The sequence below is a fragment of the Bacillus sp. BF2-3 genome (assembly GCF_008368795.1).
GTDB classification, from domain to species: Bacteria; Bacillota; Bacilli; order Bacillales; family Bacillaceae_G; genus Bacillus_A; species Bacillus_A cereus.
Genome location: NZ_QOSA01000005.1, coordinates 102,125 through 116,094 on the forward strand (window position 1 = coordinate 102,125; position 13,970 = coordinate 116,094).

The window sequence follows — 13,970 nt, forward strand, 5'->3', positions numbered from 1 at the left end:
ATTTCAAAGCTAAAAGGATTTCTCTCGCTATTGTGGGCAGTAAAACTCCCATCTCAAAATTTGGCTGGAGCAAAGAAGTTAGGTGGGAGTTGGGCTGCTTGTAAATGCCCAATTGGTGAGGGCAGATTAGAGTTGCACTTTATTATTTTATAGTTCTATTAAGAAGGAGTATGTGAAAAATATAATGGAGAAAAACATTCAACAAGAGAAAGATAAAGAAAAACCTGTTTTTTATGATCCGAAAGGAAGGAGAAACATAGCCTTTATTTCGTTTCTATGTATTTCAATAGTTAGTGTAGGTGTTGTATTTTATTTTTTCTTTCAAAGTATTTTTTCAACACCAGAAATTCCAAATATGAATACCGCTGTACAACAAGATACTAAACTTGTACCAATTAATCAAAAACTTAGTGATCAGCAGCTAAAGAAGGAAGAATTTAACCCAAATACCGAAACGAAGGATAATAAAAATTTGGTGAATCCGCCGAAGGATAGTAAACAACCTAAAGAAGTGTATGGTTTTTATGTAAACTGGGATGAAAATAGTACCGCTTCTTTAAAAGAAAATATCGATTCCTTAACTACGTTAGTACCAGAGTGGTATCATTTAAAAGCAGATTTAACGATTAGAAGTGAGATCAAACCTGAGATAGTAAAGTTGGCAGAAAAAAATCAAGTGAAGATTATGCCTTTGCTTACTAACTATACTGAGGAAGCTTCTGGTCCTGATAGTGGGCTAATTCATAAGTTACTGAATTCCTCAAATGATGTAAAGACAAAGTTTATTAATGATTTAGTAAGCCAAGTTAAAAAGAATCATTTTTCAGGAATTAATATTGACTTTGAGGCCGTAACTGAAAGTGATAGAGAAAACTTAACAAATTTTATGAAAGAACTTACTACGGAATTTCATCAACATGATTTGCTCGTTACACAAGATGTTCCAGCTAATGATAAGGCTTTTGATTATAGTGCGTTAGCAAAAATAATAGATCGAATGATTGTAATGATGTACGATGAGCACTATGGAGCCGGGGAACCAGGACCAATTGCTTCAAATAAATGGTTCCAACATACATTGAAAGAACTGAATATTCCGTCTAATAAGCTTATAGTTGCTTTCGGTAACTATGGATATGATTGGCAAGTAAATAGTAAAGAAGCTGCGAAGTCTTTAACTTTCTCAGAAGTTATGGCAATGGCTCATGATTCAAATATAAAAATTCAATGGGATAAAATGAGTGGAAACCCTTATTTTAGGTATAAAACAGAAGGGAAAGAACATACTGCTTGGTTCTTAGACGGTGTAACTCTTTATAATCAAGTGAAAATCGCAATGGACAATAATGCAAAGGGATTTGCGTTATGGAGACTAGGAGCAGAAGACCCTACAATATGGAAAGTTTTAAAAAATCCGATTGAGGCACAAAAAAATCCTAATGTATTACATAAAATCAATAGTTTAGATGAAGTAAATTATTCTGGACAAGGTGAAATTTTACAGATTGAGAATGAAAGAAAAAATGGATTGAGAGATTTTAAAGTAGGCAAAGATGGTTACCTTACAGATGAAGTATATCAATCCTTACCATCTGCATATGAAGTGCAACGATATGGAAAACCAAATGGGAAACAAGTAGTATTAACATTTGATGATGGACCAGACCCGAAATATACGCCAGAAATTTTAGATATATTAAAAGAGAATCAAATAAAAGCTGCTTTTTTTGTACTTGGTGAAAACGCACAACTAAATACTAGTATTGTAAAAAGAATATACGATGAAGGGCATGAAATTGGCAATCATACTTTCAAGCATCCTAACATAGCTGATACGTCTTTACTACGAACGAAAGTAGAACTTAATACGACGCAACGTTTAATTCAGGAAGTAACTGGACATTCTACGGTTTTATTTAGACCGCCATATGAAGCGGATGCTAACCCGGATTCATCAAATGAAATATTGCCTATTTTACGTGCACAAAATATGAACTATACAATGGTAGCGGAAAAAGTTGATCCCGAAGACTGGGCAACACCATCAACAAATGAATTAGTAAAGCGTGCTCTTAATCCCATTTATAAGGGAGAGGGAAATATTATTCTTCTCCATGATGCGGGAGGGAATCGTACACATACAGTAGAGGCGCTCCCAATCATTATTAAAGACCTAAAAAAGCATGGATATAGTTTTGTAACAATTTCAGATTTAATGAATAAAGAACGAGATGAAATTATGCCTCCTGTTTCTTCTGAGGGGAAGCAATATTTACTTTACAATAAAGCTGTCTTTTCAGGAGCCGGATATTTTAAGCATATATTAACTACTATTTTTTATATTGCTATTGGATTAGGGATTTTTCGATTTTTATTCTTAATTTATTTTGCATGGAAGCAGAAAAGAAAAACGTTATCTCGCTATATTAATTCGTCTTATCAACCTTTTGTTAGTGTTGTCATAGCGGCATATAATGAAGAAAAGGTGATAGCCAAGACGATTCACTCAATTTTGAATAGTAATTATAGAGAATTTGAAGTTATTGTTGTGGATGACGGATCGACAGATGGTACGTCAAAAGTAATGAAAGAAACATTTTATAAACACCCTAAAGTTCGTTTCATTCAGAAAGAAAATGGCGGGAAATCATCGGCAATGAACCTAGGGTTTCAACAATCGCGAGGAGAAATCATTGTCACTTTAGATGCGGATACTATTATTGCGCAAGACGCTATTTCTTTAATGGTTAGACACTTTGAAGATCAGAATGTAGCTGCAGTTTCAGGTAATGTCAAAGTGGGGAATAGACGGAATTTGTTAACTACTTGGCAACATGTTGAGTATATTACAGGGTTTAATTTAGAACGTAGAGCTTTTGATGAGTTAAATTGTATTACAGTCGTTCCAGGAGCTATTGGGGCGTGGCGCAAGAAGAATGTAGTTGAATCTGGATATTTAAGCGAAGATACATTAGCAGAAGATACGGATCTTACTATTACATTTTTACGTCAAGGGCATAGAATTGTATATGAAGAAAAAGCGCATGCTTTTACGGAATCACCTGAGGATGTGAAAAGTCTCATTAAACAGCGATATCGTTGGTCATATGGTACACTTCAATGTCTTTGGAAACATCGAAAAGCGTTGTGTAATTCTAAACATAAAACATTAGGGTTTATTGCACTGCCTAACATGTGGTTATTCCAATATGTTCTGCAATTCATTGCTCCTTTTGCAGATATATTAATGATTATAGGACTATTTAGTAGTAATCCGCTAAAAGTTTTAGGATTTTATCTTGTATTCTTTTTAATGGATCTTCTCGCTTCTCTATTTGCATTTAAATTAGAGGAAGAGAATCCGAAACCATTAGTATGGTTAATTTTACAACGTTTTATTTATCGTCAATTTATGACTTATGTTGTCATTAAATCTATATTCTCATCGCTTCGAGGAGTAGCGGTAGGGTGGAATAAACTAAAGAGACTGGGGAGTGTTAAACATTCCACGGAACATAAGGAGGCATCATAAAAGAGCGGACTATCTGCTCTTTTTTTCATTAGTTTTAGTTAGTTGAATGTAGAGTTGTAGCATAAAAACTGCTGCTTCTATAACGAGATTCCTATTCATTATGAATAGTGAGACAGTATGTTAAGCTAATCCTTTAGTTTCGGATTAAAGTTTTTTTATATTTTTTTAAAATGACGGACACAAAAACGCATATACCTTCGAATTATATATATAGATAACATAAATATGTATATAAAAGGGGAGAAATAAGATGAAAGAAAAAAAAGAAATGTTTCAAGAAATCGCTGAGGTGTTAAAGGTATTGGCGCATCCAGTTCGTCTATCTTTAGTAAAAATAATGCTTGCAAAAGGTCCTACTAATGTAACAACAATGTATGGGGATTTACAAATGCCTCAAAGTACAATTAGTCAACATTTATCTAAACTAAAAGCTGCTAAAATGGTTACAGGTACTCGGAAAGGATTAGAAATTTATTATGAGGTAACTGACAATCGCACAAAATCAATATTAGCATGTTTAGTTTAAATAATGACTTCTATTTCAAAATAAAAAACGCTATTCTTTTCTATGATTTTACAGAGAGAATAGCGTTTTTTATTTTTAAGGAGTATCTTTTTATATGCCTATAGAATGGAGTGAAAGGTTTATGGGTTTAAATGTACCTACTATTACCTTAGGTTCTAATGCGTCTAATAATGAAAAAATTCTCGGTTTAGGGGTGCTTCTTTATAGCTTACGTACAATTGAGATTAGAAAAAGTAGAGCGAGCGCTTAATGAGGCGGAAGTAGTGTTTATATGCGAAACTTTATAGAAATCTCATTTTTCTAATTGTATCTTTTTAGATTGATGGATGTGGGGTCACGTCCATCAATCTAAGAAAACAAGTTAGCTAAAAAATGATGAAAATAAACTTTATAGAAATAAAAAATATGAACGTAGAGGATTAAACAAAGTATATAGTGCTTTTTTAGTCATGTAATCTTTTAATTTGATGATCTTTTCCCCATTCAAACAGATTATCCATTATTTGCATTAAAGATTTTCCGTATTCACTTAGTGTGTACTCAACCTTTGGTGGTACTTCTTGATATACGGTACGATAGATAATCCCATCAGCTTCAAGTTGCCGAAGTTGTTGTGTAAGAACCTTTTGTGTAATGTTTGGGATTTCTCGTTTAATTTCATTTGTTCGCATTTTTCCATCCGACAAAATACATAAAATATGAACTTTCCATTTTCCACCGATTACATCGAGTGTTGTTGCAATTGGGCAATTATCATTTTGATTCATATAACACCTCCAAAGGTACTTCAAGGTTCCTATAGTACCTGAAAGTACGTACTTTTCAATTATATGTAACTCATTCATACTAATACGTAAAGGATTGATTAATTTATAAAGGGGCTGGAAAATGATGAGAACACTTGTAATTGTAGCACACCCTCATATTGAAAAATCAAAAATTAATAAAAGATGGATAGAAGAACTTGAGAAACATTCAGATGAAATTACGGTGCATGAATTATATAAGGTGGCACCAAATTGGGAGTTTAATATTGAAGAAGAGCAAAAGTTATTAGTAGAACATGACAGATATATATTTCAATTTCCGCTTTACTGGTACAGCACACCACCATTATTAAAAAAATGGTTCGATGATGTATTAACATATGGATTTGCGTACGGATCACAAGGAGATAAAGTGAAGGGGAAAGAATTTGGTGTAGCTATTTCTATAGGTGGATTAGAAAAAGACTATGAAAATAGTGGGATTACAATGGATGAGTTGACGAAACCATTCCAAGCTACATGCCTATATACAGGTATGGAATTTATACCTTCCTTTTATTTATATGGTGCAGAATATAAACTAAGTGATGAAGAGATTGATAAAAGTGCACCTGAGTATGTGCAATATGTAATGAACAAGAAGTATTCTAATATATAATGAAAAATAGCCATTTACTTGTGAAGTAAATGGCTATTTTATATTTTTCTTATATTCACTAAGTGTAATCTTTAGTAAATTAATAGTTAATCTGGTAAAATAAAAAACCTAACATATATAAAGGGGAGTTTTACTTGAGAACGATGCGACAATTATTACAAAAGAGAGCAATGCAGTCACCAAATTTGGAAGCGCTTGTAGGAGGGAAGAAAAGATATTCGTTTCAGCAATATAATGAACGAGTAAATCAGCTTGCACATTATTTGTTACATAATGGTGTGCAAAGAGGAGATCGTATAGGAATACTATGCAAAAATAATCACCCATTTCCAAGCGTTATGATGGCAAGTTTAAAAATTGGAGCGGTATTTATTCCGCTAAATCATCAGCTTACTGTATATGAATTAGAAACAATTGTAAAAGAAGCGAAATTAAAAGTGTTAGTTATTGATGAAGAATTTAGTGAAGTGTTATTAAATGTTGATGCTGTTAAAGAAATTCCTTATGTAATTCAAACGACAAAAGAAGGTTTTGGTTCATTTGAATTAGAGCTGCAAAAACAGCCAACGACAGAACCGAACGTAGAAGTTCATGAAGAAGACGACGCCATTTACTTATTTACTTCAGGAACGACTGGACAGGCGAAAGCATGTGTAATTGGACATAAAAACTTACATCACTATTTTGCTGAAATTGCGGGACAAAGAGAAATCCCAGCAGGTGAACGCTTTTTATCTGTGCATCCATTGTTCCATATGAGTGGCGTGCTTTCTATTTTAAATTGTATTTATCATGGCGTTACGATGATTTTCTTAGCTGATTCGAATCCTGCTATTATTTGGGATAAGATTGAAGAAGAGAAAATTACTACGATGCTTGCGTTCCCTGCTGTTTATAGTTACATGCTTGATGAATTAAATAAAAAAGAACGTAATATTTCAACCTTTAAAGTAGCACAAAGCGGTGGTACAAAAGTGCCAGAAACACTCATTCAAAAATATATGGAAAAAGGAATCTATATGGTGCAAGGTTATGGTAGTACAGAAGGTTGGGTTGTAACCTCATGGCATCCAATGATGGGAAAAGAAAAGATGTCTTCTGTAGGAAAAACCTTGAAAAATGTAGAGGTGAAAATTGTTCATCCGGAAACAGGACATGAACTAACAACAAATGAAGTTGGAGAGATTCATGTGAAAAGTCCATACATGTTTAAAGGGTATTGGAATAATGAAAAGGCGACAAAGAAGGTAGTAAAAGATAACTGGTTTAATATGGGCGATGCTGGCATGATAGATGATGATGGATTCCTGCATATTATGGGAAGATATAAAGACGTTATTATACGCGGTGGTGACAACGTATATCCAGATCAAGTAGAAGATGTTATTCATGAAATACAAGGTGTTTTAGAAGTTGCAGTAGTTGGAGTTCCAGATGACTTTTGGGGAGAGGTTCCAAGAGCTTACATTGTGAAGGATGGCGAAACAACATTAACAGAAGAAAGTATTATTCAGTATTGTAAGGAGAAGTTAGCAAGTTATAAAATACCAGAAGTAGTATTCATAGACGAGTTACCGAAAAACGCTTTAGGAAAAGTGTTGAAGAGGGAATTACGAGATGTAGTTCTTGTGAAATAGAAAATTATAAAACGATGGAGAACCCAGTTATGTATAAGGCATGACTGGGTTTTTATGTATTAAAAACATAATGATTTACTAGATTTTGTATTTTGTGTAAGATAATAAAGAATATTCGAAAAACAATTGAGGGAAGAGATATAAATGAAGCTGCCGCTATTACAGGTAGAGACAGAGAGACTGATGATCCGTCCGTTCCAAAATGATGATTATGAAAGTTGGTTAGATCAATTTTCTTATTGATTATAAAAATAAAGAAATAGACAAATAAGGGGAAAAGAAAATGAAGACTATAAACGTATTTCATTATGACGCATTTACGAATAAACCAAATAAGGGAAATCCAGCAGGTATTGTATTAGAAGCAGATGGATTAACGGAAGAGGAAATGCAAATTATTGCTGAAAAAGTTGGATATAACGAAACAACTTTTGTTCTTTCCTCAGAAGTAGGAGATATAAGAATGCGCTATTTTACACCTGGTTTTGAAATGGATTTATGTGGTCATGGGACAGTAGGGACGATATATGCCTTGCGCGAAAAAGGTTTATTAGAAGAGAAAAGTAACCTTACGATTGAAACGAAGGCAGGGATTTTACCGATACAAATAGTTGTAAATGAAAATGGAGAAACCTTTATTAAAATGAGGCAGACAGCACCTCAGTTTAAAGATTTTGCAGGTTCAAAAGAAGAATTAGCTCATAGTATTGGTTTAGAAGTAAATGATTTAGATGTAAGTTTACCGATAGTATATGGAAGTACAGGAAACTGGACTGTAATTGTGCCGATTAAAAATCTAGATGCGTGTGAGAGAATGAAACCTAATAATGCTGCATTTCCATCGGTATTAAAAGAAATACCTAATGCTTCTATTCACCCAATTTGTCTAGAAACTTATGATGAACTAGCACAAATGCATGGCCGTCATTTCTCGTCAGCTTATGCTGGGACGATTGAAGATCCAGTGACAGGAACAGCTTCAGGTGTAATGGGAGCGTATTATGCGGAGTATTTAGAGAAAGATTTTGAACATGAATTGAACTTAATCGTTGAGCAAGGACAGGAAATAAATAAAGATGGTCGTGTAACTGTTTATGTAACGAAAGGGATAGAAAACGAAAAGTTACAAATAGATATTGCTGGAACAGCGGTGTATGTGAAAGAGTTTGAAGTTTTAATATAAAAAAGAAAGCCCGGCATACATCCGGACTTTCATTATCTGTTCAACACTTCAATATACGAAGCATCTCCAGTTGTTCTTAAAGCAGAGCGAAAATTGTTATTTTCTAGCGTTTTAGCGACTTGTTGTAATTGCTGTGCATCATCATGATGGATAAGTAAGCTGTCAGCACCGCTTTCTTCTATATGAATATGTTCGACGTTTCCAATGGCATCATGTACAGCTTTTAAAAATTCAGGTTTCATGGTGTCCTCCTATATGTATGTAACGTTTTTATTTAGTATTTCCTTATTTTTGAAATATAAAAGTAAATGAAAGGAGAAATAAAATGAATATAAAGCAGTTTAACGAACATATAACATCACTATTTGGAGAGCATCTTCATAAATACGGCGATGATGAATATGGTTTTACTCATATAAGTAAAGATGAATTTCACAAAATCGGTTACACAACAAATTTAACGTTAGAAACTATTGAAGAAGCGTATAGAAATGGAGTCGATATGATAGTTACACATCATGCGCCGTGGAGTTTTTTATTTGGTATGGAAGAGGCTTGTATTGAGAAATTGAAGCAATATGAAATGAATCATTTTTGGGTTCATTTGCCGTTAGATTTTGTAAAGTTTGGCACATGTACATCGTTATTTAACGGAATTGGGATAGATACAATACTGGAATATTCCACGTATGAGGAAGAAGAACTACCGGGAATAGGAGAATATAAAGAAGCGATTCCTTTTTCAAACTTAGTTGGAAAACTTGAAGAAAGAATGGAAGAGAAAGTGAAGAGCTGGAGAAATCACGATAAACCAGTAAAACGGATTGCGATTTTAACCGGTGCAGGAAACAATACAAATTTGATTGAACGTGCATTAGAAAAAGGGTGTGACACGTACATAACAGGTGAAAAAACATTATATACAGTGCAACATGCGAAATTTAAAGGGATTAATTTAATTGTAGGCAGTCATACGTTTACAGAAGTGTTTGGTGTAGAAAGTTTGGCTCATAAGTTAAAAGAAAGAGATAATTCAATAGAAATTACTAGATTAAATGAAGAACATTTGGAGTGAAGAAATTACATCGCATTACCATCAATGGAATGAACTATATGATGGAATATTGAAAGACGCAGTTGCAATGAAATAAAATTATCTTTTGTTATATTAAGATTTTTAGGAGGGATTCCCTTATGTTTGTCAAATAATAGTAAAGTTGTCTTTTGAATTAAGGGAATATTCGGAGTTAAAGGGTGAGAGAATGGATATTTCAATAATCACTGCACAACTAGTTAAGGAGAAAGTGATTTCACATTATCCAAATAGTGTAAAAGTGTTAAACGGGGGAACAACAAGTACTATATATTTGTTAGATGAACAATACGTTGTAAAGTTGAATGAATCGGATGTCATACGTGAAGAAGCTTATTTTCTTCAGTTTTATAAAAAGGATGAATTATTTCCAAAGCTTTTTTATAAGGAACCTTTAAATCGCTATATTGTTTACTCATTCCTTGAGGGCACAACTTTTTGCAAACTAGGCCATAAACGGAGCGTTCTTTGTAAACTTGTAAAGGAAGTTATCAATAAGTATGAAGTAGCTACAGAGATTGATGGCTGGGGATGGAAAGAAAACCCAGTTCAATCTTGGAATGAATTTTTAACGACAAATGTGATGGAAGCTCATGAAAATGTAAGACGTTACATAAGTGAGGAAGCGTATAGAACGGTTTTTAAGTTAGCAAATAGTCCAAGTAGGGGGACTGGAATAAATCAGCCATTTTTATTGCATGGTGATCTTGGATTTCATAATTTTATATTTCAAGAGAATAAACTGCACGGTGTAATTGATCCTTTACCAGTGTTAGGAGATCCTATATATGATTTAATTTATGCGTTCTGTTCAACTCCGGAAGATTTAACAAAAGAAACGATTGGTTATGCGATGAAACAATGTGTATTTCATAAAAATGACCGTGATTTATATGAAGAGATAGTCATAGGATTATATTTGCGTATAGATACATGTTTACGGCACCACCCGAAAGATTTAGAAGATTATTTAGCAGCTTGGCGTTATTGGATGGGTGAGGTTGAGGTGACTTTATAGTACAAATATTTTTAGGGGAGATGGTGAGATGAATGTTGCAGAAGCGAAAAAGGATTTACTGTAATTCCATTATCGGTTACAGTTGTCTATTTACTTACTTTTATAAGTTTGTTAATTGAACATAAAAAAGCAGCTTAATAAAAATTTAGGGATAGGGGGAATTATGATGAAAAATTACGTTTGTACAACGTGTGGCGTGCAGTATGCAGCGAGTGTAGAAGAACCGGTGAGTTGTCATATTTGTGATGAAGAGAGGCAATATGTGAATCCAAAAGGACAATCTTGGACGACACTAGAAAGCTTACAAATTGGTGATACATATAAAAATGAAATAATCGAAGAGGAAGATGGACTTTATAGTATTACAACAAAACCAGGATTTGCGATCGGTCAAACGGCATTTGTAGTGAAAACAGAGTCATATCGTTTACTGTGGGACTGTATTACGTATTTAGATGAAACGACAATTACGAAAATAAAAGAGCTTGGCGGATTAGATGCGATTGCATTGTCTCATCCTCATTATTATTCAACGCAAGTAGAATGGGCAGAGACATTTGATGTACCAATTTATATACATGAAGATGATAAAGAGTGGGTGATGCGTCCGAGTAGTCGTATTATTTATTGGTCTGGTGAGTCTTTACAATTAGCTGATGGGATTACTGTACATCGTCTTGGAGGACATTTTAGTGGTGGTTCTGTATTGCATTGGGAAGAAGGTAATGATGGAAAAGGGATTTTGTTAACAGGTGATATTATTCAAGTTGTAGCAGATGAGCGGTGGGTAAGCTTCATGTACAGCTATCCAAACTTAATTCCACTACCAGCGAGGAAAGTGGAAGAAATGGTGAATCGAGTGAAGCCATTACAGTTTAATCGTTTATACAACGCTTTTCATCGAGTAGTAAAAGAAAATGCAAATGAGGCAGTTGAACGTTCTGCTGACAGATATATAAAAGCAATAGAAGGAAAGTTGTTTCATACGTAAAAGGAGAGTAGCTTAATGAAAACGTTAGTATGTTTTGGAGATAGTATTACAGCTGATGAAACATTTTTTGATGGAATTCCGAGATTAACACCACGTTTGCAAGAGATGTTTCCGAACTGGAAAGTAGTGAATGCAGGTGTTCCAGGTGATAATACATTCGATGCGTTAAATAGGATTGAAGAAGATGTAATATCATATAAACCAGATTTCGTAACAGTTTTTCTTGGTACGAATGATGCAGTTTCTTTTTCTCAAGTGTCATTACAAGCATATAAAGAAAACTTAGAGAAGATTGTGAACCAAGTTTCATCAGATAAAGTACTACTGATTAGTCCTGCACCAGTTGATGAAGAAAGACAGCATAATAGAACAAATAGAGTGCTTAGTCAGTATGCAGACGTGGTGGAGAAAGTGGCAAAAGAAACAGGAAGCTATTTTCTAAATTTGTATGCTGAAATGATTCAAGAACTGAATTATAAAAGGTTTGTAGAAAATGATGAAAAAGATGGATTACACTTTGGTCCAGAAGGTTATGAGTATCTAGCGAAGTTAATTGGTGAAAAGTTAAAAGGGATTTTATAAAAAAAGCAAAGCGATATCGCTTTGCTTTTTCGTATTTCTTTCGTAGTCCATAAACTTATTGATTGCTGTAATTTGGACAGATATTTTGCATTTTTATCCCGCATTAACTGCCCGTAAATGCCCGATTGGTGAGGGCTAATAATCAGTGGGGGATGAACAAAAAAAACCTGATTAAAGTTTCACTTTATGTGGGTAAAAGGCTAGTGCTGTTTTAAAGTAATATAAATTTATTTTTAAAAATTTATATTTCGTAGTTGAAAATTAATAATGGTGTAACTATAATAGTTACAGTAAGTTTGTTATTTTGAAATGTCCACATTGAATTACAAGAATGAAGGGAGTTTTATGTAAATCAAAAAGCTATAAAATCTATTAATTTTTATAATAAGATAAAATACTTTTCAGTTCATACACATTATTAAATATGTTATTTCTAATAGAAAACTAGAGGTGGAAAAATGAAAAAATTTAAAGGTATGTTAATATCATCACTTGCAATTACAACTTTTGCTGGGGTAGGTACGACATTTGTAACAAATACAGTATATGCTGCTAATGACGATTCTAGTAAAATACAAGTTCGTTCTAATAAGAGTATAAACACAACAACTGGCTCGAGATTGCCTGTATTATCAGTCAATCCTTATGATGAACCTAGATTTTCAAGACAGGGATATCTTGAAGAGGCACCTTTAGGAATTAATGCTCCTTATGCTTGGGGAATTAAAGGAGGAAATGGCCAGGGAGCAACTTTTGTAGATTTGGAAGAAGGCTGGTTATTAAATCATGAAGATTTAGTCGGTCAAAATATTGAATTTATGTCTGGAAAAATGAGTAATGATCTTTCTCACGGTACTTCAGTTCTAGGTGTTGTTTCGGCAGCTGACAATGGGATTGGGAACATTGGGATTGCACCAAAAGCAAAGGCAAAAGTAATTTCAGTGATCCGAGATAATGGGAGAATCGATGTAAGAGATGCTATTTTAAGTGCCGTAGATTCTTTACAGGCTGGAGATGTTTTATTAATAGAAGAATCCTTTAAATATGATGGATATGGAGATGACCCTTTACCAGTAGAAGTATACCCGAGTATATTTAACGCAATTCGCAAAGGTACAGATAAAGGCATTATTATTGTAGAAGCAGCTGGTAATGGTGGGATTGATTTAGATGAATTTAAAGACCGTAATGGTAAGCAGATTTTAAATCGAAATAGTCCAGACTTTAAAGATTCAGGAGCTATTATAGTTGGAGCATCTACTGCAAGAGTTCCTCATAAACGTTTAGCTTTCTCTAACTATGGTAGTAGAATTGATGTATATGGTTGGGGAGAGTATGTTGATACATTAGATACATATCAAAATCAAAATAGTAAAGGACAAAAAGTTACAGATCAGAACATAATTAATCGTTATACTTCTAATTTCCGTGGTACTTCTAGCGCTTCGCCTATAATTGCTGGGGCTGCTGTATCGATTCAAGGGATTGCTAAAGAACATTTAGGTAAGGCATATACACCAAAAGAATTGAGAGCAATTTTAAGTAATCCTAATACAGGCACAAAGTCTAATAACCCATCATCTGATAAAATAGGTGTTTTACCAGATTTAAAAGCGATTTTGTCTAACCTTGGATTTCATAGTGATTTGACTACCAATGATCCTATGGTATTTCCAGATAACGTAGAAAAAAATGAAGGAAAAGAAAATTCAACTTTCGTATTTCCAGGTGAAGAAACAAAAAGAACAGGTGATAAAAATTCAACTGTAACCTTCCCAGAAGAAGATTTAAAACAGGAGGAAAAAGAAGAGGGATTAATTGTTTTTCCTGATTAATAAAAAAATACTACCTTCCATTTGGAGGTAGTATTTTTTATTTCTTGTCAATAACAAGCAGGCATGAAATTTGTATTTGTTTATCTTTCATAATGAATTTAACTAAAAAAATCGAATATTTGACTGTTAATTTACTTTTTCGTCTCAA

Annotated in this window: 13 protein-coding genes and 2 pseudogenes; 13 read left to right on the forward strand and 2 right to left on the reverse strand. The window is 33.6% G+C overall.

Features of this window, described 5'->3' with window-relative positions; genetic code table 11:
- Positions 1 to 184: 184 nt before the first annotated feature.
- From DN401_RS04955 to DN401_RS29715, 3 genes are all read left to right on the forward strand, one after another.
- The gene (locus DN401_RS04955) at positions 185 to 3,532 is read left to right on the forward strand and encodes a trifunctional glycoside hydrolase family 18/polysaccharide deacetylase/glycosyltransferase family 2 protein (RefSeq protein WP_121868230.1); all 3,348 of its coding nucleotides are present in this window, start codon (positions 185 to 187) and stop codon (positions 3,530 to 3,532) included.
- Positions 3,533 to 3,782: 250 nt separating this feature from the next.
- On the forward strand, positions 3,783 to 4,058 hold the full coding sequence (locus DN401_RS04960; protein ID WP_000660066.1) for an ArsR/SmtB family transcription factor: 276 nt from the start codon (positions 3,783 to 3,785) through the stop codon (positions 4,056 to 4,058).
- Positions 4,059 to 4,152: 94 nt separating this feature from the next.
- Positions 4,153 to 4,308: a hypothetical protein gene (locus DN401_RS29715; RefSeq protein WP_001121201.1), complete on the forward strand. Its 156-nt coding sequence runs from the start codon at positions 4,153 to 4,155 to the stop codon at positions 4,306 to 4,308.
- A 193-nt stretch (positions 4,309 to 4,501) separates the two neighbouring features.
- Here the strand turns inward: DN401_RS29715 and DN401_RS04965 are convergent, their stop codons facing one another.
- Positions 4,502 to 4,825, reverse strand: a complete 324-nt coding sequence (locus DN401_RS04965) for a winged helix-turn-helix transcriptional regulator (RefSeq protein WP_001072981.1) — start codon at positions 4,823 to 4,825, stop codon at positions 4,502 to 4,504.
- 124 nt (positions 4,826 to 4,949) lie between these two features.
- Between DN401_RS04965 and DN401_RS04970 the strand changes: the two genes are divergently transcribed.
- The 4 genes and pseudogenes from DN401_RS04970 (at position 4,950) to DN401_RS04980 (ending at position 8,303) form a co-directional block, all read left to right on the forward strand.
- Positions 4,950 to 5,483 carry an NAD(P)H-dependent oxidoreductase gene (locus DN401_RS04970; protein ID WP_025921899.1) on the forward strand — a complete coding sequence of 178 codons (534 nt, stop codon included), beginning with the start codon at positions 4,950 to 4,952 and terminating at the stop codon, positions 5,481 to 5,483.
- Between the two features lie 143 nt (positions 5,484 to 5,626).
- On the forward strand, positions 5,627 to 7,120 hold the full coding sequence (locus tag DN401_RS04975; RefSeq protein ID WP_002195674.1) for a class I adenylate-forming enzyme family protein: 1,494 nt from the start codon (positions 5,627 to 5,629) through the stop codon (positions 7,118 to 7,120).
- Positions 7,121 to 7,264: 144 nt separating this feature from the next.
- A pseudogene (locus tag DN401_RS30025) lies at positions 7,265 to 7,357 on the forward strand (GNAT family N-acetyltransferase); the annotation flags it as partial.
- Positions 7,358 to 7,403: 46 nt separating this feature from the next.
- Positions 7,404 to 8,303 (forward strand): PhzF family phenazine biosynthesis isomerase, encoded by a 900-nt coding sequence (locus tag DN401_RS04980; RefSeq protein WP_149287614.1) that lies wholly within the window; start codon positions 7,404 to 7,406, stop codon positions 8,301 to 8,303.
- A gap of 32 nt (positions 8,304 to 8,335) precedes the next feature.
- On the opposite strand, the gene DN401_RS04985 is transcribed toward DN401_RS04980, so the two are convergent.
- Positions 8,336 to 8,545, reverse strand: a complete 210-nt coding sequence (locus DN401_RS04985) for a hypothetical protein (protein ID WP_000801653.1) — start codon at positions 8,543 to 8,545, stop codon at positions 8,336 to 8,338.
- Between the two features lie 83 nt (positions 8,546 to 8,628).
- Here DN401_RS04985 and DN401_RS04990 point away from each other — a divergent pair, with 83 nt between their 5' ends.
- The 6 genes and pseudogenes from DN401_RS04990 (at position 8,629) to DN401_RS05010 (ending at position 13,822) form a co-directional block, all read left to right on the forward strand.
- On the forward strand, positions 8,629 to 9,378 hold the full coding sequence (locus DN401_RS04990; RefSeq protein ID WP_001022442.1) for a Nif3-like dinuclear metal center hexameric protein: 750 nt from the start codon (positions 8,629 to 8,631) through the stop codon (positions 9,376 to 9,378).
- A 187-nt stretch (positions 9,379 to 9,565) separates the two neighbouring features.
- The gene (locus tag DN401_RS04995) at positions 9,566 to 10,414 is read left to right on the forward strand and encodes an aminoglycoside phosphotransferase family protein (RefSeq protein WP_002195676.1); all 849 of its coding nucleotides are present in this window, start codon (positions 9,566 to 9,568) and stop codon (positions 10,412 to 10,414) included.
- A gap of 42 nt (positions 10,415 to 10,456) precedes the next feature.
- Positions 10,457 to 10,552 (forward strand): annotated as a pseudogene (locus DN401_RS30560) (DUF7010 family protein); the annotation flags it as partial.
- A gap of 25 nt (positions 10,553 to 10,577) precedes the next feature.
- Complete coding sequence (locus DN401_RS05000; RefSeq protein ID WP_033689015.1) at positions 10,578 to 11,405, forward strand: MBL fold metallo-hydrolase; 828 nt, start codon at positions 10,578 to 10,580, stop codon at positions 11,403 to 11,405.
- Positions 11,406 to 11,420: 15 nt separating this feature from the next.
- Complete coding sequence (locus DN401_RS05005) at positions 11,421 to 11,987, forward strand: SGNH/GDSL hydrolase family protein (protein ID WP_149287615.1); 567 nt, start codon at positions 11,421 to 11,423, stop codon at positions 11,985 to 11,987.
- Positions 11,988 to 12,445: 458 nt separating this feature from the next.
- Positions 12,446 to 13,822 carry a S8 family peptidase gene (locus tag DN401_RS05010; RefSeq protein ID WP_000713609.1) on the forward strand — a complete coding sequence of 459 codons (1,377 nt, stop codon included), beginning with the start codon at positions 12,446 to 12,448 and terminating at the stop codon, positions 13,820 to 13,822.
- The last annotated feature ends 148 nt before the right edge of the window (positions 13,823 to 13,970 follow it).

Bases quoted from the DNA above. Each gene is read 5' to 3' on its own strand.
- DN401_RS04955 (WP_121868230.1), top strand. From the start codon at position 185: ATGGAGAAAAACATTCAACAAGAGAAAGATAAAGAAAAACCTGTTTTT.
- DN401_RS04960 (WP_000660066.1), top strand. From the start codon at position 3,783: ATGAAAGAAAAAAAAGAAATGTTTCAAGAAATCGCTGAGGTGTTAAAG.
- DN401_RS29715 (WP_001121201.1), top strand. From the start codon at position 4,153: ATGCCTATAGAATGGAGTGAAAGGTTTATGGGTTTAAATGTACCTACT.
- DN401_RS04965 (WP_001072981.1), bottom strand. From the start codon at position 4,825: ATGAATCAAAATGATAATTGCCCAATTGCAACAACACTCGATGTAATC.
- DN401_RS04970 (WP_025921899.1), top strand. From the start codon at position 4,950: ATGAGAACACTTGTAATTGTAGCACACCCTCATATTGAAAAATCAAAA.
- DN401_RS04975 (WP_002195674.1), top strand. From the start codon at position 5,627: ATGCGACAATTATTACAAAAGAGAGCAATGCAGTCACCAAATTTGGAA.
- DN401_RS04980 (WP_149287614.1), top strand. From the start codon at position 7,404: ATGAAGACTATAAACGTATTTCATTATGACGCATTTACGAATAAACCA.
- DN401_RS04985 (WP_000801653.1), bottom strand. From the start codon at position 8,545: ATGAAACCTGAATTTTTAAAAGCTGTACATGATGCCATTGGAAACGTC.
- DN401_RS04990 (WP_001022442.1), top strand. From the start codon at position 8,629: ATGAATATAAAGCAGTTTAACGAACATATAACATCACTATTTGGAGAG.
- DN401_RS04995 (WP_002195676.1), top strand. From the start codon at position 9,566: ATGGATATTTCAATAATCACTGCACAACTAGTTAAGGAGAAAGTGATT.
- DN401_RS05000 (WP_033689015.1), top strand. From the start codon at position 10,578: ATGATGAAAAATTACGTTTGTACAACGTGTGGCGTGCAGTATGCAGCG.
- DN401_RS05005 (WP_149287615.1), top strand. From the start codon at position 11,421: ATGAAAACGTTAGTATGTTTTGGAGATAGTATTACAGCTGATGAAACA.
- DN401_RS05010 (WP_000713609.1), top strand. From the start codon at position 12,446: ATGAAAAAATTTAAAGGTATGTTAATATCATCACTTGCAATTACAACT.